The 18,924-nt window shown below is 50.4% G+C and carries 11 protein-coding genes; 5 read left to right on the top strand and 6 right to left on the bottom strand.

Features of this window, described 5'->3' with window-relative positions:
* Window positions 1-10: 10 nt before the first annotated feature.
* From Mal48_RS13040 to Mal48_RS13030, 3 genes are all read right to left on the bottom strand, one after another.
* Window positions 11-1,507 (bottom strand): endo-1,4-beta-xylanase, encoded by a 1,497-nt coding sequence (locus Mal48_RS13040; protein ID WP_145200032.1) that lies wholly within the window; start codon window positions 1,505-1,507, stop codon window positions 11-13.
* Window positions 1,508-1,904: 397 nt separating this feature from the next.
* Entirely contained in the window at window positions 1,905-4,034 is a 2,130-nt protein-coding gene (locus tag Mal48_RS13035; protein ID WP_145200029.1) for a M20/M25/M40 family metallo-hydrolase, read from the bottom strand.
* A 246-nt stretch (window positions 4,035-4,280) separates the two neighbouring features.
* Window positions 4,281-5,435: a glycosyltransferase gene (locus Mal48_RS13030; protein ID WP_145200026.1), complete on the bottom strand. Its 1,155-nt coding sequence runs from the start codon at window positions 5,433-5,435 to the stop codon at window positions 4,281-4,283.
* 366 nt (window positions 5,436-5,801) lie between these two features.
* Here Mal48_RS13030 and Mal48_RS13025 point away from each other — a divergent pair, with 366 nt between their 5' ends.
* The gene (locus tag Mal48_RS13025) at window positions 5,802-7,196 is read left to right on the top strand and encodes a sigma-54-dependent transcriptional regulator (RefSeq protein WP_197441682.1); all 1,395 of its coding nucleotides are present in this window, start codon (window positions 5,802-5,804) and stop codon (window positions 7,194-7,196) included.
* A gap of 70 nt (window positions 7,197-7,266) precedes the next feature.
* On the opposite strand, the gene Mal48_RS13020 is transcribed toward Mal48_RS13025, so the two are convergent.
* Window positions 7,267-8,988, bottom strand: coding sequence for a hypothetical protein (locus tag Mal48_RS13020; protein ID WP_145200020.1), 1,722 nt, complete (start codon window positions 8,986-8,988; stop codon window positions 7,267-7,269).
* A gap of 134 nt (window positions 8,989-9,122) precedes the next feature.
* Here Mal48_RS13020 and Mal48_RS13015 point away from each other — a divergent pair, with 134 nt between their 5' ends.
* From Mal48_RS13015 to Mal48_RS13000, 4 genes are read left to right on the top strand one after another with little or no spacing between them, the layout of a single operon-like run.
* Window positions 9,123-10,829 carry a hypothetical protein gene (locus tag Mal48_RS13015; RefSeq protein ID WP_145200018.1) on the top strand — a complete coding sequence of 569 codons (1,707 nt, stop codon included), beginning with the start codon at window positions 9,123-9,125 and terminating at the stop codon, window positions 10,827-10,829.
* A gap of 53 nt (window positions 10,830-10,882) precedes the next feature.
* Window positions 10,883-12,163 carry a hypothetical protein gene (locus Mal48_RS13010; protein ID WP_145200015.1) on the top strand — a complete coding sequence of 427 codons (1,281 nt, stop codon included), beginning with the start codon at window positions 10,883-10,885 and terminating at the stop codon, window positions 12,161-12,163.
* A gap of 50 nt (window positions 12,164-12,213) precedes the next feature.
* Window positions 12,214-13,242 carry a glycosyltransferase family 2 protein gene (locus Mal48_RS13005; RefSeq protein WP_145200012.1) on the top strand — a complete coding sequence of 343 codons (1,029 nt, stop codon included), beginning with the start codon at window positions 12,214-12,216 and terminating at the stop codon, window positions 13,240-13,242.
* Window positions 13,226-14,011 carry a class I SAM-dependent methyltransferase gene (locus Mal48_RS13000; RefSeq protein ID WP_145200009.1) on the top strand — a complete coding sequence of 262 codons (786 nt, stop codon included), beginning with the start codon at window positions 13,226-13,228 and terminating at the stop codon, window positions 14,009-14,011. Before Mal48_RS13005 ends, Mal48_RS13000 begins: the two co-directional genes overlap by 17 nt.
* A 236-nt stretch (window positions 14,012-14,247) precedes the next feature.
* Here Mal48_RS13000 and Mal48_RS12995 read toward each other — a convergent pair whose 3' ends face one another.
* Both Mal48_RS12995 and Mal48_RS12990 read right to left on the bottom strand, forming a co-directional pair.
* Complete coding sequence (locus tag Mal48_RS12995) at window positions 14,248-15,690, bottom strand: DUF1501 domain-containing protein (RefSeq protein WP_145200006.1); 1,443 nt, start codon at window positions 15,688-15,690, stop codon at window positions 14,248-14,250.
* A 17-nt stretch (window positions 15,691-15,707) separates the two neighbouring features.
* Window positions 15,708-18,902 carry a DUF1553 domain-containing protein gene (locus Mal48_RS12990; protein WP_197441681.1) on the bottom strand — a complete coding sequence of 1,065 codons (3,195 nt, stop codon included), beginning with the start codon at window positions 18,900-18,902 and terminating at the stop codon, window positions 15,708-15,710.
* Between the last annotated feature and the right edge of the window lie 22 nt (window positions 18,903-18,924).

The raw sequence follows: 18,924 nt of genomic DNA, 5'->3' as shown, positions 1-18,924 counted from the left end.
TCCCCAAAAGTTAACTCTGGTTGAAATTGTTGCGGAGTTGTCTCTGGAGAGATTCATTGATCTGTTTGGGATTTCCAGCTGCATCCAGGATTCCGGCGTGAGGGAATCGGTGTGGAACCTCATCGCTGAATTGTCTGAGGAAGACGCCTGTGACTGCAGGTTTCGCCATTAAGAGTGGAATGACCTGTTCCATCCACTCTGCTTGCAGGGCTTCTGACCAAGCATCACGCAGTGCGTTGTTGACGACAGAGACTTGCGGGTTGGCGAGCGGATCATGACTCGCCAATGATGGGCAACAAAGGTTCACGTGGATTTGTAGCCCGAGCAGGCTCCAGGTGTCGATGAGTTTTGAGATAGAGAGCATGTCTCGGGTGAAACATGCGCGGTGGGAATAGCCCACATTGATGTCCAGGCTCACGCCTGACAGGCCGACGTTCGAGCGGATCAGGGCGTCGACAAATTGATAAGGAGAAAGGCGGTGGGAACCTTGTCGTTGATATTCGCCCCAAGGCTGTTCAATCCGTACGAAAAACTGAGAATCACTATCGGTTCGAATTGCAGCTTCCAGCGTTCTGGCGACCAGTGCCAAGCATTGTTCTTCGTTTAAGTCGAGCGCTCCGCCGATGTTTCCAGCAGAAGTCACTTCCCAGATTCGCACAATACCGGTATAGCGAGAAATGACTGTATCGACGAAATCGCAGACAAAGCTGGCCAGATTCAAGAAGTCGACAGCCCAACACTTCAGCCATTGTGGAAGACCTCCCGGTTCCAGATTGATAAGCGGTCCACCTCGTGTGATGAGTTTGTTCTGAGAACAAAATGCGATGAGTTCATCCGTCAATTGCCACTGATAATTTCCTTCTTCAGGCTCGATGTCGATCCATTTCATGGGGACGGAAGCAGTGTTGAACGTCTTTAGAAATATGGCGGAACCGGTTGGTGAGAGGACCGCGGAATCCATTGAGGCACCGAGGAGTGAAGGCGCATGACTCGAGGTCCGGCTGATGCTCTTCATTCTTTGGTCGACATAAGCATGGCTGAGGATTTCAGCAGCTTCACATGCTTTTTGAATGGAAGCTTGGGCAGCTTTGGTGCACTCATCCAGATCGTGCTGAGTCGTACTTGCGTGGGCGAATGCCTTGAACGCCTGCTTTTGAATCTCCCGAAATGAGTTGGGAATGGCCATTCTTGCCATCTCCCAGGCAGACCACTGGTCACGCACTTGGGCGAGTTTTCCACGAGCAAGTTCGAGAGACAGGATGTAAGGTTCGTCCCGTTCTCTTAAAGACGTTGTCGTTAAGACTGGCCTGCCGATGCCATCGACCGGCCAGGGAACGCTGACCTTTCCGCTGTCAGAGAATGAGCGCTGACAAGAAAAAATTCCGTCCCGGATTTCAGTGCGGGTCGGGAAAACTCTTCCGTCAAAACCGGTGATGTAAGCTAATTCGGACTCCGGCCATTCACTTAACAGTTCAGGAGGATGAACAACAAATCTCATCACTCCCATGTTGTTCCCCTGTGGACAATGTTAATCTCCCATCCAAAGAACTGGGTGGAAAATTTTCGCTGATTGCGTTTGAGTTTCGGTGAATGATAGAAGGTGTGATAATAGTTCGAAGCTAAGAATCCATCAAGAAACGCAACAGAATTGCTTCGTTGGTGAAAAAGATTTCTCGAAAGATGCTTTGGCTCCCATTGTTTTTGAAGACTTCGCATTTGAACGGGGATCGTATCCACTCACGCTGGTGGTTTCTGGTCGCTGGTTCAGTGCTGTGACTGCGATGAATTTGCAAGAAGTCACAGGTAAAAGAAGCACGAAAGTGTTCTACAACTGGCCTCAGAAGTTGCTGTTCACTTCTCTGGTACAGAGAAAGGTTGCAATTCCATAGGTTTTGAGACTGCTTCTAGAAAACGACTTCAATTTCCAGGTTCAGTGAGCGACGCGTCAGCTGAATTGGAATTTTTGCTCCTGAATCGTGGCCTGAGACACTCTCCTTTAAGTCTTCGATTGTTTCAATTGTCGTCTCGCCGACTTTATGAATGATATCCCCAGGTTGAAGCCCGTTGTTCCCGGCAACGCTTCTCGGAAGGACTCGTTTGATCTGAAGCCCCTTTTTGTTCGGCAGTGAATTGACGACGACTCCGAATCGGGGAGGAGTGTCGCCCGGTTGGTCGAGCAGATCTGCGAGCCCGGTACTTGCGAGCATCCCCTCTTCTGTCGCTCCAGGGGAAAGAGGAGTTTCGGTTGAGGCGAGTTGTGCAACAATGTCGGTCACGCAACGAGAGATTTTTCGCATCCCCTCGATATTCAACAAGTGAGAATCATCGGCGGGACGATGGTATTGCGGATGGAAACCTGTGAAGAAGTGGAGGACGGGAATGCCACGTTCGTAGAAGACCGCGTGATCGCTCGGTCCATAACCGCTCGAGCGTCCCGTTACATTCAAGCCTTGCTTCTCTGCAGAGGGCAAGAGAATGCTATTCCATTCCTGTGCTGTCCCGACTCCGTATACCGTCAGCTCTTCACGCAATCTGCCGACCATGTCTAGATTGACCATTGCGACAGTTTCCTTAAGTGGGACGGCAGGGTCGCGAATATAGTGTTTGCTCCCGAGCAGGCCGAGCTCTTCAGCTGTGAATGCGATGAACAGAACGCGGCTTTTTAATTGGTCCCGTTTCGTTGCGAGTTGGCGAGCCACTTCCATAATGATGGCTGTTCCCGATGCATTGTCGTCAGCCCCGTTGTGAATTTCGCCATCGGCTCCGACCGCAAGTGATCCCCAGCCGTCGCGTCCCAGGTGGTCATAATGCGCGCCGACAATAATTGTTTTTTCTGGCATCGCTCCATTCGGTTCTATTGAAGCGAGGACGTTTCGCACTGATCGGCCTGATCGATTTCTCGCGACCTCAAATCCTATTTCAAACCCTTTGACGTCTCGAGAGCGTGGTCGAAGGTCGGAATCGATTTGGATTTCGATTTCCTTAAGTGTCTCCATTCCGAACTCTTGCAGCACTTCGTCCAGCAGCGACTGACGGCAATGGATCACCGGAATTGTGATGTCGAATGCGTCTTCAGAAAATTCAACTTTCAGGAGGTTACTCGAAAACGGGTCATCCTCGGTAGTGGTTTTAGACTTGGAGTGAGTGTCGCACAGAATGACCGCAGTCGCTCCGTGGGTGATTGCATTTTGAATTTTTGTGTACACGGGGGCATATCGCGAAGCTTCAGCTCCATCGAATGCACTGTTCTCATCGTTCTTTTGAGGTTCGTGCCGCAGAATGATGACAGCTTTCCCCGCGACTCGAATGTCAGCGTAGTCGTCATATCCAAGCTCAGGTGCGGTTATTCCATAACCAGCAAACACAACCGGGAGAGTCATTGTCCCCATGGTTGTTTTCATCAGCGAAGAAAAATCGACGTTCGGTGTCAGCAGGTATTTTTCGTTGTTCTTGCGGTTGAACAGAACTCGCTGAACGGCACCACGACGCGATCCGTTTAGTAACTGGAATTCCTGATATGGTGTGCCGGAGTACCAGGCTGAGTATAAGCCCGCTTTTTCGAATTCGTTGGCAATATATTCGCCTGCGATTTCGAGTCCCTTTGTTCGAATACCTCGACCTTCGAGTTCATTGGATGAGAGATACTCGGCATCGTGTCTTAATCGCTGCTCAATCGCCTGGTCTGTCAGCTCAATTTGCAGGACGTCGGCGTGAAAGTCACCTGGTCGATCAAGCGTCTCGGACGGGCTGACAGGTGCTTGCCGAGTCTGTTTCTGTTGCGGCTTCGTTGTTGACTGCTTGTTAGCGGCCTTTTCGCGAAGTGCTGCGAGTTCTGAATCGAGTTTGTCTTTCTGGGCACTGAAATCTTCCAGAAAAGTGAGGCTTTCCAGTTCGTCACTTCCAGCAGAGGCATAGCGAAACCCGAGCCAGCAGAGACCAGTCAGTCCTATCACCATGAGGAGCCCGGTCAGTAGAAAGCGTTGCGATCTCTGCTGATTCGGAAGGTTATTCTCGGGTGATGAGTGGGCGTTCATAGGACTGGTCTTTTGTCTGTGCTTTCTAAATGTCGGGCATTGGGAGACGCAAACTTAATGTCTGAGTGCTGTCAAAAATTGAACAGGGGATGATCATTTCAGAAGTCAATGTGAGTGTATTCTGAATATATTTACTAGTGCAGTTTGCTTTGCTGTTGGCCCTTGTAGAACGAGTTTTTTCAGTGAAATTGCTGTTCGCTGCGAGATGGAACCTGAACATCAATTCGAAAAATGTAATTGACTGTGTTATGACCCTGCTGAAAATCGTGAACGCTCTTTTTTGAGTGGCTCTTGTTGCTGCGTTCCGTTTTGTTCCTTCTCGAAGAAAACGAAACGACGACAGAGAGTGAAGTTTGCGAACATTCCCGCCACAATTCCAACGAGTCCGGCAATCGTTGGGGAGTCGGCAAACATCGGGACTGTTGTCCACAAAAGGGTTGCGACCGACCAGTTTAATGCTGCTCCGGTTAAGCTTGCCATGCAAAATCGAACGTACTCGCTGCCGATGTTGGTTGTCGTTCGGTCATGAAAGGTCACTTCCCGATTCAAAAGGAAATTCCAACTCATTGCGATCCAGATTGCAACTGCCATGGCAACCGGGGCCAACATCGAGAACTCAAGTAGCACCGCCAAAGCTGCCAGGTTAATAAACACACCTGAAAAACCGACCATCCCGAAACGGACGAACCTTGTCGCTTCAGGCCATTTGAAATCGTACAGTTTCGTAAGATGTCTCAGGTAGTTGAGCTGTTCTTTGAATGAGAGCTTGCTTTCACCAAATTGTCGGTCGGAAAAGTGAATCGGAACTTCTGCAACCTTTTGGCAGTTGCACTTCACAATGAGTTCCAGTCCGATTTTGTAGCCTACGGGATCAAGTGTTTCATACGCGGCCTGAAAATCAGATCTCCGCAGTGCGAAGAAGCCAGCCATGGGGTCCTTCGCTGAAGTCAATGGTTTTACCAAGCCAGTCGCGATGATGGAGTTTAGCCAGCGAAAGACTCCCCAGTCGTCGTCCGTTGACCCCCCTTCGACATACCGGCTTCCAATGACGAAGTCGGTCTTCCCATCGCTGAACGACTCGATCATTGCGGGAATCGCTTCAGGAGGGTGAGACAAATCTGCATCCATGCAAAGCAGGTAGTCTGAGTGCGCAGCCTTCATTCCGGTAACGACGGCACTTGCAAGTCCCCGCTCTTCGGTTCGTACAATCAAGGTTAATGGGTGAGACTGGGCAAGAGATTCGCAAACCTGGATCGTCTCGTCCTGGCTGTCATCGTCGACAACAATGACTTCCCAGACGATTTTCGAGGAATCGAGGGCGGCTGAAATTCGTTGAAGCAAGTGAGGAAGATTTTCTGCTTCATGGAATGTTGGGACAATGATAGAAATTTTTTCGGCCACGTGGATCTCGCATCAATGAAATTCTTCTGTATGCCTACTGTTGCAAACGCCATGCCATCTCAGGCAGAGTTACAGACTGAAACAATTCGAATGTTCAGTGTTCCAATCTGTTAACAACAGGTTCTCCTTCTTTTTCTCATCGGCAGTTTTTTGGCGACAGGGTTGGACAAATCAGCAGGAGCGAAGAAGAAAAGCCTGACGGCTTAAAACACTCAGCGGATCTTCCTAACTCCCCTATTTTGTTTAATCTTCCATTCTGTTACAGTCGTTAAAATCAGTGTAAACGAAAAGTTTCGCATTTCCGGATCGGGAATTGCAGCGCTAACGATTGTGACCACCATGCGGGATGCAATTTTGGAGTTGTCGATGAAGAGTGCTATTGCCTTTGTAAAGGATTTTGAGGTCTTTAGTTCCATTCTTAAGGAGCTGAAACGCTACAATTTGAACTTGAAGTCAGTTTCAACTGCTGAAGACGCGATTGAAGCTGCGAAGGAAGAAGATAAACCACTAATATTTCTAGACTTACGGTCGGTTCACGTTGACCCTGAAGTCGATGGGCTGATTAAGAGACTCGCGGAAAAAGAGGTCGCTGATGTCTCTGTCGTTGTCATTTCAGGTCGTCATCTTCCGAAATGGTGCGCTGCTGAAGCCGATTTGATCGCCAGTTGTTTCGTCCAGTTTCGCAACAATGGAGAATTGGTTGAGCTACGGGGCGAATCGCTACACCTCGTGATCTCTGGGGAATCTCGGAAGACGATTCCAGTCGTCCATCGTCTGGAAGGGACTGATGTTAACCTGCAAACCCGTGAGCCAAAGTTCTTTCAGGCGATCGATGATATTCGTCGCATTGCTCACCGGAATGTCACCATCTTGATTGTGGGGGAGACCGGGACCGGTAAAACAACACTCGCCAGGATCATTCACGAACGCTCTCCCCGGCGAGATCGACCGTTTCAGAACCTCGCCTGCGGTGCTCTTCCGTCTGATATCATTGAAAGTGAGCTATTCGGACATACACGCGGAGCATTTACCGGAGCTGATCGGAATAAGATGGGGCGGTTCCAGGCCGCTGGGCAGGGGACGCTGTTACTGGACGAAATCGATGTTTTAGATGTCAAACAACAGGCGAAACTGCTGAAGGTGATCGAGACGGGCGAGTACGAAATGGTCGGGTCGACCGAACCACGACGTGCCGAAGCTCGTCTGATTGTCGCATCGAATGTGAATCTTGAAGTGATGGCGGAAGCGTCAAAGTTCCGGTCTGACCTCTATTATCGATTAAGTGTCCTTGAGTTTCGTCTGTTGCCATTACGGGAACGTGTTGACGACATTATCCCTCTGGCGATGCAATTCGTACACGAATGCTGCCTCGAACATGAGATTGAAATCGATTCGGTCGACTTCGATTTTCTGGATGTTTTGCGAGACTATCACTGGCCGGGCAATATTCGAGAGCTCAAAAACCATATTCGCCGAGCCGTCCTCTTTTGCGAGAACGGAAAGCTGACGGTCAACGACCTTTCACCGAAACTTGTTCAGTCGCAATTCGAGCCATCGCCTATCGCGATGGAACTCAAGCAGAAGACTTCTTTGGCCGAACAGGTCGCGCAAAACGAGCGAGAGTTGCTGGTGCAAGCGCTGAACGCCAATGACAACAACCGCACCAAAACAGCAAAAGCCCTCGGAATCAGCAGGGTTGGCTTGTACAAAAAATTGCGGAAGCACGGACTCGTTGAAACGCAAACGACCGAGGTGGGATAGAACTCAGGTCAGTTCAGGTTTTGTGACGAAGCTACTGAGTTGAAGTTGCACCAGTGTTGTGCGCAACTTCTTACTCAGAAACTGGTTCCGTCCGGACTTTGTGAACCAGATATCGACCGGATCGGAACACCACTGGCTCAGACCAGGGATACGCCTTTAGGTTTGCACGAGTGTATCCAGGTGGTGGCGCTAATGGTCCTTCCGGGCCGATTTCTTCTGCTGAGCGAGAAGGCATTCCACAGCTTACCAAATCGGTGATAACAAATTTTTGCGGTCCATTGATCATAGCTGCATCAATGAGCTCTTTTCGTTCGGGGAAGTAGTTTTGCAGTTCGAAGAGGTAAACATACGGTGTTGGAGAGGTCAGATTCAGGTTCCAATACAGCGTCACGAGATCGCTGTTGAACATGAGTACATCACGTTCGTGGACATTTTGATCTCTCAAGAATGATTCGATTTCTGCCAAGTCCTCCCATTTCGGGTTCGGTAACCGGGCCAGTGATTCGGTTTCTGCTGGTGTTAAATCTCCCTGAGTTGCCGGCTCCCAGAGCCTCATCTGATTTGCGTCAGTGAATGGCGACCTCCAGAGGCCGAGCAGTATCAATGGAAGCAGAATGGCAGGTGTTCGCAGTAGCCGATACTGTCCCGCGTGCACCCCGAGCACTCCGATTGAGAGCAGAATCGCTGGGATGTGGACATAGTCGAACAGGTGTTGCAGAAAGTGGGCTTGTAACAACCAGAAAAGATAGACAGCCGAGAGCAATGCCCGGACAAATGCCTGGTCGTTTCGAGCAGCGGGCTGTAGAGCATCTTTCGAATTGGTTTGCAGGTTCTGCCTCGTGGCGAACAGCATTTTTACTAGAGAAATGCGTTCTTCACGGGCTAACGGTAGAGCAAACTGCTCTAGTAAATAACGGCTGACGGACAGCGATGAGAGCGGAATTGCCACCAGATGCAGAAGTGTCCAAGGGGCCAGGATGATATTCATCACTTTGTAGCGAGCAAGAGTCCAGTTCTGACTTCGAGCTTCAAGGTACCCCGGATTCCATTCCCGCAAAGAGACCAGAAACGCCTCCAAAGCCCCCAGTCGCATCAGGCTCCAGAGCCCAATGGCTCCCATGATCACACCTCCGGCAAGAAGCCCGGACCCGTCAATCGCTTTTCGCTTCCATCCCTGAATCATAAAAATGCTCATCACCCAGACAACAACGCAAACAATGAGCAAATGTGGTTTCAACCAGATGCCGAGCCCCCAAACGCAGCCTTCGATCAAGGAGTGAACAAAGATCTTCGCCGAAGTGGCGGTTGCTTGTCGCTGAACCTGAAGGATTCTCAGTAAACATCCCCCAACAGCAGGGAGAAGCAGCCAGATATCGCGCTGACAATGACACCATTCCGAGAGTGAGAGATAGAAAAGTAATCCGAAAACCGCCGACCAGCCACCGAAGCGATAACTTCCGGTTCCTTTGACCACACAGGCGAGCAAGAGTAAGAGCATCGTGCAGACGATTGTCAGGTCAACGATGCGCAGCGCCTCATTGCTCTCTCCCAAACTCGATCGGGTCAACGAATGGATCACCAGGACACCGGGGAAGTTCGCTTCCACGATATCCCGATAGGGAAGAACCCCCGCTTTCATCCAGCGTGCTTCCAAATCGTAGAGGACTGCGTCGTTTGTTACGGGCAAACGCAGAAACAACGGACCTAACGCAATCAACAAAATCCCTGCCGCGAGACCGGGCAAGAACAGGTCTTTGAGGTGGGGACGTGGTCCGTTAGAATCTTGAATCATTGTTCGAAAATCCGCGAAAGCATAGATAATCAATGACTTTGCTGTGATTGGAACAATTCATGCGAATGACATTCCACACACTCGGAAGTCAGTCGTCTTTTCTCCTCTTTCAGAGTTCTACTTCAGGATCAGGTATGAATTCGGAGGTTCGCGTGCCAGAAAACCGGTCAGATTCAGCGCAAACGAAAACGAATGCGCAAACCGATGGTAACGCGATTGGTGAGCGTGAAGAATTTGCAAACCAAATTCGCGAGAAAGTCGTGGTCAGTGGGTGGGCACTGCTCGGAACACTCGCAGTCGGCTTGTTCTTTGTCTATTGCAGTTACGTTCCCCTATATCATACCGACCTTTGGGGACACGTTGGATACGGTAAGTGGATGCTGGAGCATGGTGCGCTTCCGATTGAAGATCCTTTTGTCTCACTTGCAGGTGGTGTTGAGGTCATCGATAACGCTTGGCTTTCTCAGCTCGCATTTGGCTGGGTCGTGCAAAATGTAGGCGTTGCGGGGCTGAGTGATTTGTATGCCGTCTCCTGTCTTGCGTTCTTTCTCGCCTTGGTGGCAGCCTTTTCCTGGAGAGCGAAAAACTGGGGTGTCGGTTTCTTTTGTGCCGTCGGCGCTTGGGGAATGATTGCATTTCGCTTGGCGATTATGCGACCAGAATTGCTGGGCGGACTCTGTTTTGCTTTGTTGTTAGCTCAAGTCGCCTTGATGGACCGCCGGCGTGCCAATACTGACGAGTCCAAATCCGGGACCCCGTTGTGGGCGTGGTTTACGATTCCATTGACGTTCACCCTTTGGACAAATTTACACGGTTCATACATCGTTGGTTTCGCGCTTGTTGGCTCTGCGGTCCTCGGATCAGCGGTGGAAGCATTAGTGCGCACTCAATCGATTCTGGGAACCTGGAGAGATCAACGGTTCCGGGCAGATTTAATCATTCTTCAACTCAGCCTGTTAGCTGCCTGTTTAAATCCATATGGAATCGATCTGCTTCTGCAGACAGTCTTGTTTCCGTCACATCCGAATCTGAAATCGGTGATGGAATGGTTCCCGTTGGAATTTATGTCGCTGGAAGGAATTCCGATGGCGATTTCCTGGGTCGTTGCAGCCTTCGCTATTCGCCATAGCCGCGTGAAATTTTCAGTTCGAGACGTCTTTCTGTTGCTGCTGCTGAGTCTTGCAGTTTGCATGCGCGTTCGGATGATCGCCTGGTACTCACCGATCTACTTTTTTGTGATGGCTCCACATTTTGCAGATTCTCTCAGGCAGCTTGGAGAAGTCAATTTTATTGAACGTCTCACGAGTTCGTTGGCGTTTCTTTCTCGCCCTTCGTTTCATGTCGCGTTAGTCACAGGACTCATCTGTTATCTCGCTTTTGCATTTTCTCCTGTCAGCCGACATGTGATGGGAGGGAATTCTCCACCGGAAGAGAAACTGTACAGCTACCAAACTCCAGTCAAGTTGAGCAAATATTTTCAAGAGCATCCTCCCGGTGGATTGATTTACGCACCTCAATGGTGGGGGGACTGGCTGATCTGGCAATCGGACGAGGAACTTGAGGTGTTTGTTTCGACAAACACAATCCATCTTGTTCCAGAAACTGTTTGGCAGCACTATTTGACGATGAGTCGGGGGCGTGTCGGCTTCGACCGTCTTTTGAATCGTTACCGGATCAACACCATTGTGGTGAGCAAAGATTTACAGCCTGGGCTGGAAAAGATGATGAAAGAGAAACTTGGCTGGAAGTCCGTTTACGAGGATGAAATTTCCGTTGTCTTTGAGAGAGAGTCAGTTTCACGGTCAGCCTCACAGGCCGATTCGGAAGTTGCTGTTCACTGAGAAAAGTTCCTCGCACAACAAATTGAGTCCACACTCCCAATAGCGAAATGACAATGAAAAGATTTGCCAACATTTCGTTCTATCTTCTGCAGATTGCTTTTGTGACCGCAATCTTCGGCTATGGGAGCGTGCGTTATCAGGAACGCTTTGCGGATCATGGATTGCCAGAAGCAGTCAACGAACCAGTCCTCTTGGAACCACGGTACGACAGGCCCGATTTCATCTCAGATGCTCAGTTACTCGCGACTCTTGAGAAGCTGAAACCTCGCTTGCGCGGCAAGAACCCGCGAATCAATTTTGTCGATCACGCTCTTCGATTCTGGGGTGTGCAATCAACATTTGAGGATGATGAATGTCTGGATGGCGTCGAGATGAGAGATTTGCTTCTTGATCACCGCGTCTTTCAAAAGGCTTGGGGGCCGGAAGAGCGACCATTCCTCGTTCCCGATTTACGTAATGATGCGATGCTGCTTTCGATGCGCACGAAAGATGGGGCCGCCTCTGCGAGCCATACTGACCATTCATTAGCCAGCCTTGCGGAAGTCGGAACACCACTCGACTTTCCGGTCATTACTCCCACGGGAGAAATCGAGCTTCGAGCGGCGCTCGAATACGCAATGACGGAATTCAGCCTGAATCAGGATGAATACGAGTGGTCAACGATGATCTTCCTGCACTATTTACCACACGTCCAGAAATGGAAGTCGACCGAAGGGCAAACTATTACTTGGGACCGGTTGGCGGATCGATTAATGCGTCAGCGTTTAGCCGACGGCGTTTGCTTCGGGTATCATCGCTTGTTCGCATTGGTTTCGATGCTGAATGCCGATGAGAAAGAAAAAATTCTTTCGGATGAAATGCGACAGGAAATCGTCAGCTATCTCCAGGATGTCACGAATCGACTGGTTAAAACTCAAAGCAAAGAAGGGTACTGGGATTCAATGTGGCCGGGCGACGAATGGGATGGTCCTCCTTCAGAGGACAAGGGGAGCCCGCTCGGAGATGAGGCGGATCGAATCCTTGCAACTGGACACGCATTGGAATGGTGGGCGTTCGCTCCGGAAGAAATTTTGCCTCCAGATGAAACGTTACTCAAAGCGATTCAATGGACCTATGCTGAGATAGACGAACTCTCCGATGCCAAGGTCAAACGCTATTACACCTTTCTCACTCATGCAGGGCGAGCATTGAGTTTGTGGCGAGGCAAAATGCCGCATGAGGCCTGGAAAGAACGCAATGAGAAAATGGCTCGGTTGAACCTCACCTTGAATCAAACAGGGACTGACTCTTCATCAGAAACAGAACCGGAAACTCGTGGTTTCTCTTTTGAATAACGGGAAACTACTCAAGCACAGGTTTTCGGAGAAGAACAAAAGGACGTCCAATGAAATATTCACTTGTCATCCCCGTCTTTAATGAACAAGAAACCATCCCACGGTTGTACCAGCGCGTCACTGAAGCTGCGGAGACTTGGGGTGATGATTTCGAAATTCTTTGCATCGACGACGGTTCTACAGATTTGACGTCAGACCTCCTCGACGATATTAACTCGCGCGATCCACGTTGGAAGAAGATCTCGTTCTCACGAAACTTCGGACATCAAGCTGCCGTCTCTGCGGGGCTTTCGTTTGCACAAGGGGATGTTGTCGGTGTGATCGATGGCGATTTGCAAGATCCTCCCGAGTTGCTCAAAAAGTTATTTGCCCGTTGGGAAGAAGGCTACGAAGTCGTTTATGCCGTGCGCGCTTCTCGTCGGGAACATTTTCTCAAACGGTTTGCCTACAAATCATTTTATCGCCTGCTGCAAAAGTGTGCCTCAATTGAGATTCCTCTCGATGCGGGAGATTTTTGTGTGATGGATCGAAAAGTCGTCAACGTGATGAACGGACTCCCGGAACGGACGCGATTTGTTCGTGGACTCCGTACCTGGAGCGGGTTTCGGCAAACAGGAATCGAGTACAACCGCGACGCTCGAGACGATGGCGAATCAAAATATACTCTCTCAAAACTGTTCCGCCTCGCGTTTGATGGTATTCTCGGTTTCAGCGCGCTTCCACTCCGAATTGCCAGCCTTCTTGGGTTGATCTTCTGCTTCTGCTCCGCTCTGATGGTCGTTGCTCTTGTGATCTGGCGAATGACTGACGTCACGATTTGGGGAATGAATCCGTCCCATTCGATGGGCTGGACCAGTTTGGTTTCGATTGCTTTGTTCCTGTCGGGTGTGCAAATGCTGATGTTGGGCATCGTCGGCGAATACATTGCCAGAATTTTTGATGAAGTCAAAGGCCGCCCCGGCTGGATTGTTGCTGAGGCGACCGGGTTTGGATGCGAGAAGGAGTTTCAAGTTCCGACGCCCAAAGGTGTGGAACGTTTTGTGACCACGGAGGAAGCAGAGCGTGCAAGGCGATTATAGTGAAGAATACATTCACCTTTGGAAAAACCATTGGTGGTGGAAGTCTCGCCATGAACTGGTGATGCGCGCAATCCGCAAACTCCGGAAGAAGCGAAAAGCTTCTGATGAAGAGTGGCGACTGCTCGATATCGGCTGTGGCGGTGGTGTCGCATTTGATGACTTCAGTCGCTTTGGCAGCATCTCTGGAATCGAACCGGACCCGCATCTGGCTCACGCCATCCCCAAGTGGGAGGACCGCATCGAACAACGTTTCTTTGATGCAAGTTATGTCCCCGAAGAGAAGTTTGATCTCGTGCTGATGCTCGACGTCCTCGAACACATCGAACAGGACGAAGATGCTTTGCTTGCGCTCAAGAAAATTCTGCGACCAAATGGAGCAGCCATCATCACTGTTCCGGCACTGATGTCGTTGTGGAGCGCACACGATGAGGTCAATCATCATTTTCGAAGGTATACCGCAGCCAATTTGCGAACTCTGCTCACCAGTACCGGATTCCGCGTCGAAAGATTGCACTACTTCTTCAGCTGGTCATTGCCTCTGATGTTTGTTCGAAAACTGGTTGCAAGAAAGAAAACGAACTATTCAATTTCAGTTCCGCGCTGGCCGGTCAACGAACTCTTCAAGAGTATGACAAACTTCGAGAACTTCTTGAGGCGATTTCACGTCCAAAGTCCGTTGGGAAGTTCATTGTTTGCCTTAGTCACTTACGAAGAAACAGGTGATGGGGGCGATGCGAATGACCTCGTAATCGGGAAGATTACAGAATGAACCAACCCGAAGTGGCAAACCGTCAATTGATGTCACATCTGTTGGCCGCGACGATCATAGCTGCACAATTCGAGTTGAAACGAAGAAGCCTGTACTTTTTGTGCTGAATCCAAAAACACTCCCCGCCGAAACGTAGTGAACTCCTCTCGAAGCCAGAATCGGAGGCGGCTTCTGCTCACTGAGCTTCAGCTGCTTTGGGGGGAGGTGAGGTTTGATTGTTCGTGTTGCAGGGCGGCTTAAGCGATGATTTCGTCAATGGCTTTGCCGTGATCGATTTCGAGACGTTTTCGGCCAGGGACTTCGAGTTTGTGGGAATCGAGGCCGAGTTGCTTGAGGATTGTGGCGTGGATATCGGTCACGTAATGTCGGTTTTCAACCGCATGGAATCCAATTTCATCGGTCGCACCATGAACGACTCCGCCTTTGATTCCGCCGCCTGCCATCCAGACAGAGAAGCCAAAGATATGATGGTCACGCCCATCCGCTCCTTGAGATCCGGGGGTGCGGCCAAACTCTGTTGCAAAGACAACCATTGTGTCGTTGAGCATCCCACGACGATCCAGGTCGGTCAATAATCCCCCAATTGGTTGATCAACTGCGAGCGAGTTCTTCTCGTGGTTAGATTTCAGCTTCCCATGTGCATCCCAGGCTCCGGCCCCTCCGCCGCCATGTTGGATTTGAATGAATCGGACTCCTCGTTCCACAAATCTTCGCGCAGCCAAAAGTTGTTGACCAAATGATTTACATGCGGGATTGTCAAGACCATACAACGCCTGAGTCTCCGCTGTTTCTTCAGAAAAATTCACCACGTTCGGAACAGCCGATTGCATTCGGAAAGCCAGTTCGTAAGAGGCAATCCGAGCTGCAAGAGCAGGGTCGTTGGGATAGTTTTCACCGCGGAGTGTGTTGAGTTCGTGAACCAGATCAAAGCCTCGTTGTTTGGCTGCCGGTGAAAATGGGCTCTGTGGTTTACTGAAATCCAGGGGATTCTTCGGATCGATTCGAAGTGGGACTGCGTCGTGCTTTGGGCCGAGGTAGCTTCCGTCGCGGTTGTTCCAATAGGGACGCGTTCCGACAGAAATGAACTGAGGCAAATTCTCATTCAAACTTCCCAATCCGTAGTCGACCCACGCTCCCAGTGTGGGGTAAATCCCATCGTTTGCGTGGCGTCCGGAGTGGAACTGAACCTGCGCTCCGTGGTTACTGTCTGTCGTCCACATTGAGCGGACAATAGCCAACTTGTCAACGTTTGCTGCCGTGTGAGGGAACCAGTCGCTGACTTCAATTCCGCTTTCACCATGCTTCTTGAAACCGACTTGGAGCGGAAAGAGTTCATTCCGTTGATTTCCATTTCCGTCGGGCACGACGAGCCGTTCAATCGCCAGCTTCTTCGGGTCTTGAGCATCAGCAAACGGAGTTTCTGCGATGGTTTTTCCACCGTATTTTGTCAGTAGCGGTTTCGGATCAAAACTTTCCATGTGGCTGACGCCACCGTTCATGAACAGCCAGATCACGCTCTTCGCCTTCGGAGCGAAGTGGGGTTTTCCATTCGGTGGCGACCATGCCGATTCCGGTGAGGAGTAGCCATCTTTCTGCAGCATCGCTGCCAGGGCGAGGCTTGCGAAACTTGTTCCTGAGTGCGTGAGGAACGAACGTCTTGTTTGATTCGATGAACTCATGTTCAACTCCCTCGCTGCTATCTTAATGTGACAAAATCATTGTGGTTGAGAAGTGCCCAAATGAAGTGTGTCCGGGCAGATTCTGGAGTGGCTTCGGGCTGTTTGCTCCAATCGGATAATGCTCGCAGACTCGCTGTGAGTTCGGCTTCAGTCGCATCGATACCAAGTATCGATGCGAAGGCTTTGCGAACAAATTCGAGATCGCTGAGTTTGTTCTCGTTATCGATCTGTTTGACAATTTTCGGAGCCGCCTCCAAAACGAGTTTGCTGTTTGATAGCGCTAACGCTTGTTGCGGAACGACACTTTGTTCACGTTGATAGCATTCTCGAACGGCAGCTTCGTCAAACATCGTCAGAAAGAGGTTGCGTTCATTATTCGAATGAAAGAAGTAGAGGCTTCTTCGTTTTGAGTCAACTTGCGCAGCGATAGGAATTGTCGGGCCGCCCATCGTCAGGTCCAACTCACCGCTGAGAGACAAGATTGAATCACGGACGACCTGAGATTCCATCCGAATCGGCGTTCGTCGCCATAAGTGGCGGTTGTCTTCGTCCAGTGAGAGATTGTCGTCCGCACTTTCGAGCGAGGAGCCCATTCTGTAGGTCGAGGAATTAACAATCACGCGGTGAAGATGTTTCATGCTCCAGCCGTTGTCTATCAGCTCAGATGCCAACCAGTCAAGCAGTTCGGGGTGTGTTGGCGAACTTCCATTTCGTCCGAAATCAAAGACGCTCGCGACAATTGGACTGCCGAGATGCCGAGCCCAGATGTGATTCGCAGCGACTCTCGCGGTAAGCGGATTTTTGGGGTCGGTAATCCATTTTGCGAGAGCGGTTCTTCGGCCTGTACTTGTTGGCTTGAATGTTTCAGGAAGATCGTCTTTTGCAGAACTGGCAAATCGCGTCGGTGTCCATTCCGCACCCCGGAGCGGCTCAAATTTATCCAGTGACTCAATCGGCGAGGCGATCTGTTTTTCAGTCTTTGCAAGTTCCTGATTGGCTTTCTCGATCTGTTTCTCGATTGCCGCTTTTTCTTTTTCGTTTACTTCTTTGATTTGTTGCTGTTTCTCAAGAAGTGTTCGTTGAGTTTGAAGCAAGCTCACCTGCATTTCAGCACGCAACGCTGCTTCGATTTCCTCTCGAGCGTCACCATCCCAGGTTGCTTGAGTGGCAGCAGCGCGTCGCTCCAAAGTTCGATGCTTTGCTTTCGCGATTTCGAGATCCATTTCTGCCAGTTTGACTTGATCACGTGCGATCTCAAGCGAGCTTTCACTGGAGAGAGCGATAACGCTCACTTCATCAATTTCTGCAGACACGGCATAACTGACGAGTTCCATCGCCCCCGATTTGCGAGGCTGTGGACTGCGCCAGTGAATCACTTTGCTTCCATTGAAGAAAGCGGTGATCAGATCTCCTTTGGCCTGCACTCGAAGGACATAATCCTGCTCTGTGTCGATCGTTTGAATGTGGAGGGCATCTCCGCGGGGATACTGATTTCCGCTTCCCGAGTCGTATGCCGCCTGAACTTTATTGCCTCCGCCCGATGCGTAGACCAGTTGTGATGTCGTCTCGGTGACATCGAAGCCCAGGCCGATGCTTTGATATTTTCCACCAGGGTGAAGACGAAATTTAATTGTCGCGTCAAAGTCGCGTGGGGCGTGCTCAAGGAAACGGATTGCTCCGCGGGTCTCTGCTTCTGTGTGCAACTTTCCGTCATTGTGGGTCCATTTCCCGGTCAAGCTTCTCCATTTGCTTTGATCAAACGTTGTGAAGTCTTCTTCGATGATCGGTCCCGGTTGTACGGAAGCAGCGGATTCATTCAGTTTCGTTTCAGCTTCCAAGCGGGCGATTGCTTCATTAAGAGCTTTCTGGGCAGGAATCAAAGTTGCTGCCGATTTGGCGAGTTGATTCTTGATGATCCAGGGACGCCTTACTGGCTGCCATGCTTCAGGCGGGAGTTCAACTTGTTGAATGACAAGATCGCCCTCGCTCACAATGGCTGGGACGCCGGGCTTGATGACCTCTGACTTGTCTGGAGTTGCTTCATTTCCTCGCAAGTATAAATAGGTCGGCTTATCAAGCAGTGAATCGAACGCCCGAGGAATTCCGTTTTTGACGAGGTCCGGCTCACCCGGCACACGATCCATACGAACATGGTACGGCTCAAAGAATGCCCTCATGCTGTAGTATTCTCGATGAGAAATCGGATCAAATTTGTGGTCGTGGCATTTCGCGCAGTTCATCGTCAGCCCGAGGAAACCTTTACTCACATGTTCAACAATTTCATCCATCCAGGCGTCGCGATTGAAGAGCATCCAGTTCCGCGCCATATATCCCGAAGCTCGCAACTTCTGCAAATCATTCGGAGCAAGTTCATCCGCAGCCAGCATCAAGCGGACCATTTCATCATACGCGAGGTCGTCGTTGAGTGATTCAATGATCCAGTCTCGCCAGTGCCAGATATGCTTCTGGCTGTATCGCATCTGTTTTCCTAGTCCCCACCAGTCGCTGTATCGCCAGATGTCCATCCAATGTCGGCCCCAGCGTTCTCCGTAGCGTGGATCGTTGAGAAGCTTATCGACAGTTTGTTCGTACCAGTCGGGTGAATCATTCGCTTTGAGGTCAGCGATCTCTTCAGGACTGGGGGGCATTCCGACCAAGTCGATGTAGAGGCGGCGCTGGAGCATCAATCGAGACGGTTCCGGAGTGGGCGTCAAATTCTTTTCTTGATGTCGTCGTGCAACGAACGCATCGATTGGATTTCGGACCCATTGTGAATTGAGTTGAGGGACTTCCGGACGAAGGATCGGTTGAAATGCCCAATGCAGATTGGGGTCGGTCTCTGGTTCTTCATTCGTCGGAGCAGGGGCCCCATCAGTGATCCATTTGCGGATCGCTGCAATCTGTTCCTTGGAGAGTCGTTCGCCCTCTCCGTGCGGCGGCATCACTTCAAACTCTTCGGTTGCAGAGACCCGTTCCAGCAACAAGCTTTTTGATGGATGCCCCGGTTGAATGACTGCCCCGGAGTCGCCCCCTTTGATCATCAGCTCAACGGTATCAAGACGAAGCCCGGCTTCTTGTTTTAATGCTCCATGACAGGCAAAACAGCGTTGACGAAACAGAGACTTGACGTCCTTCTCATACGAAACCGTCTTCTCCACAGAGAGGGCAACATTGCTCCCCCCGCAAAGTATGACGAACAGGGCGAAGCCCATCAGAGAAGATCGCTTAAACCAA

Origin of the sequence: Thalassoglobus polymorphus (genome assembly GCF_007744255.1) — a bacterium.
Lineage (GTDB): Bacteria > Planctomycetota > Planctomycetia > Planctomycetales > Planctomycetaceae > Thalassoglobus > Thalassoglobus polymorphus.
The sequence above is the reverse complement of the archived record's forward strand: the minus strand, read 5'-3'. Positions and strand labels throughout refer to the sequence as shown.

Coding starts and splice junctions, on each gene's coding strand:
- Mal48_RS12990 (WP_197441681.1), bottom strand. CDS start 18,902: ATGGGCTTCGCCCTGTTCGTCATACTTTGCGGGGGGAGCAATGTTGCC.
- Mal48_RS13015 (WP_145200018.1), top strand. CDS start 9,123: ATGAATTCGGAGGTTCGCGTGCCAGAAAACCGGTCAGATTCAGCGCAA.
- Mal48_RS12995 (WP_145200006.1), bottom strand. CDS start 15,690: ATGAGTTCATCGAATCAAACAAGACGTTCGTTCCTCACGCACTCAGGA.
- Mal48_RS13025 (WP_197441682.1), top strand. CDS start 5,802: ATGAAGAGTGCTATTGCCTTTGTAAAGGATTTTGAGGTCTTTAGTTCC.
- Mal48_RS13035 (WP_145200029.1), bottom strand. CDS start 4,034: ATGAACGCCCACTCATCACCCGAGAATAACCTTCCGAATCAGCAGAGA.
- Mal48_RS13040 (WP_145200032.1), bottom strand. CDS start 1,507: ATGGGAGTGATGAGATTTGTTGTTCATCCTCCTGAACTGTTAAGTGAA.
- Mal48_RS13005 (WP_145200012.1), top strand. CDS start 12,214: ATGAAATATTCACTTGTCATCCCCGTCTTTAATGAACAAGAAACCATC.
- Mal48_RS13010 (WP_145200015.1), top strand. CDS start 10,883: ATGAAAAGATTTGCCAACATTTCGTTCTATCTTCTGCAGATTGCTTTT.
- Mal48_RS13020 (WP_145200020.1), bottom strand. CDS start 8,988: ATGATTCAAGATTCTAACGGACCACGTCCCCACCTCAAAGACCTGTTC.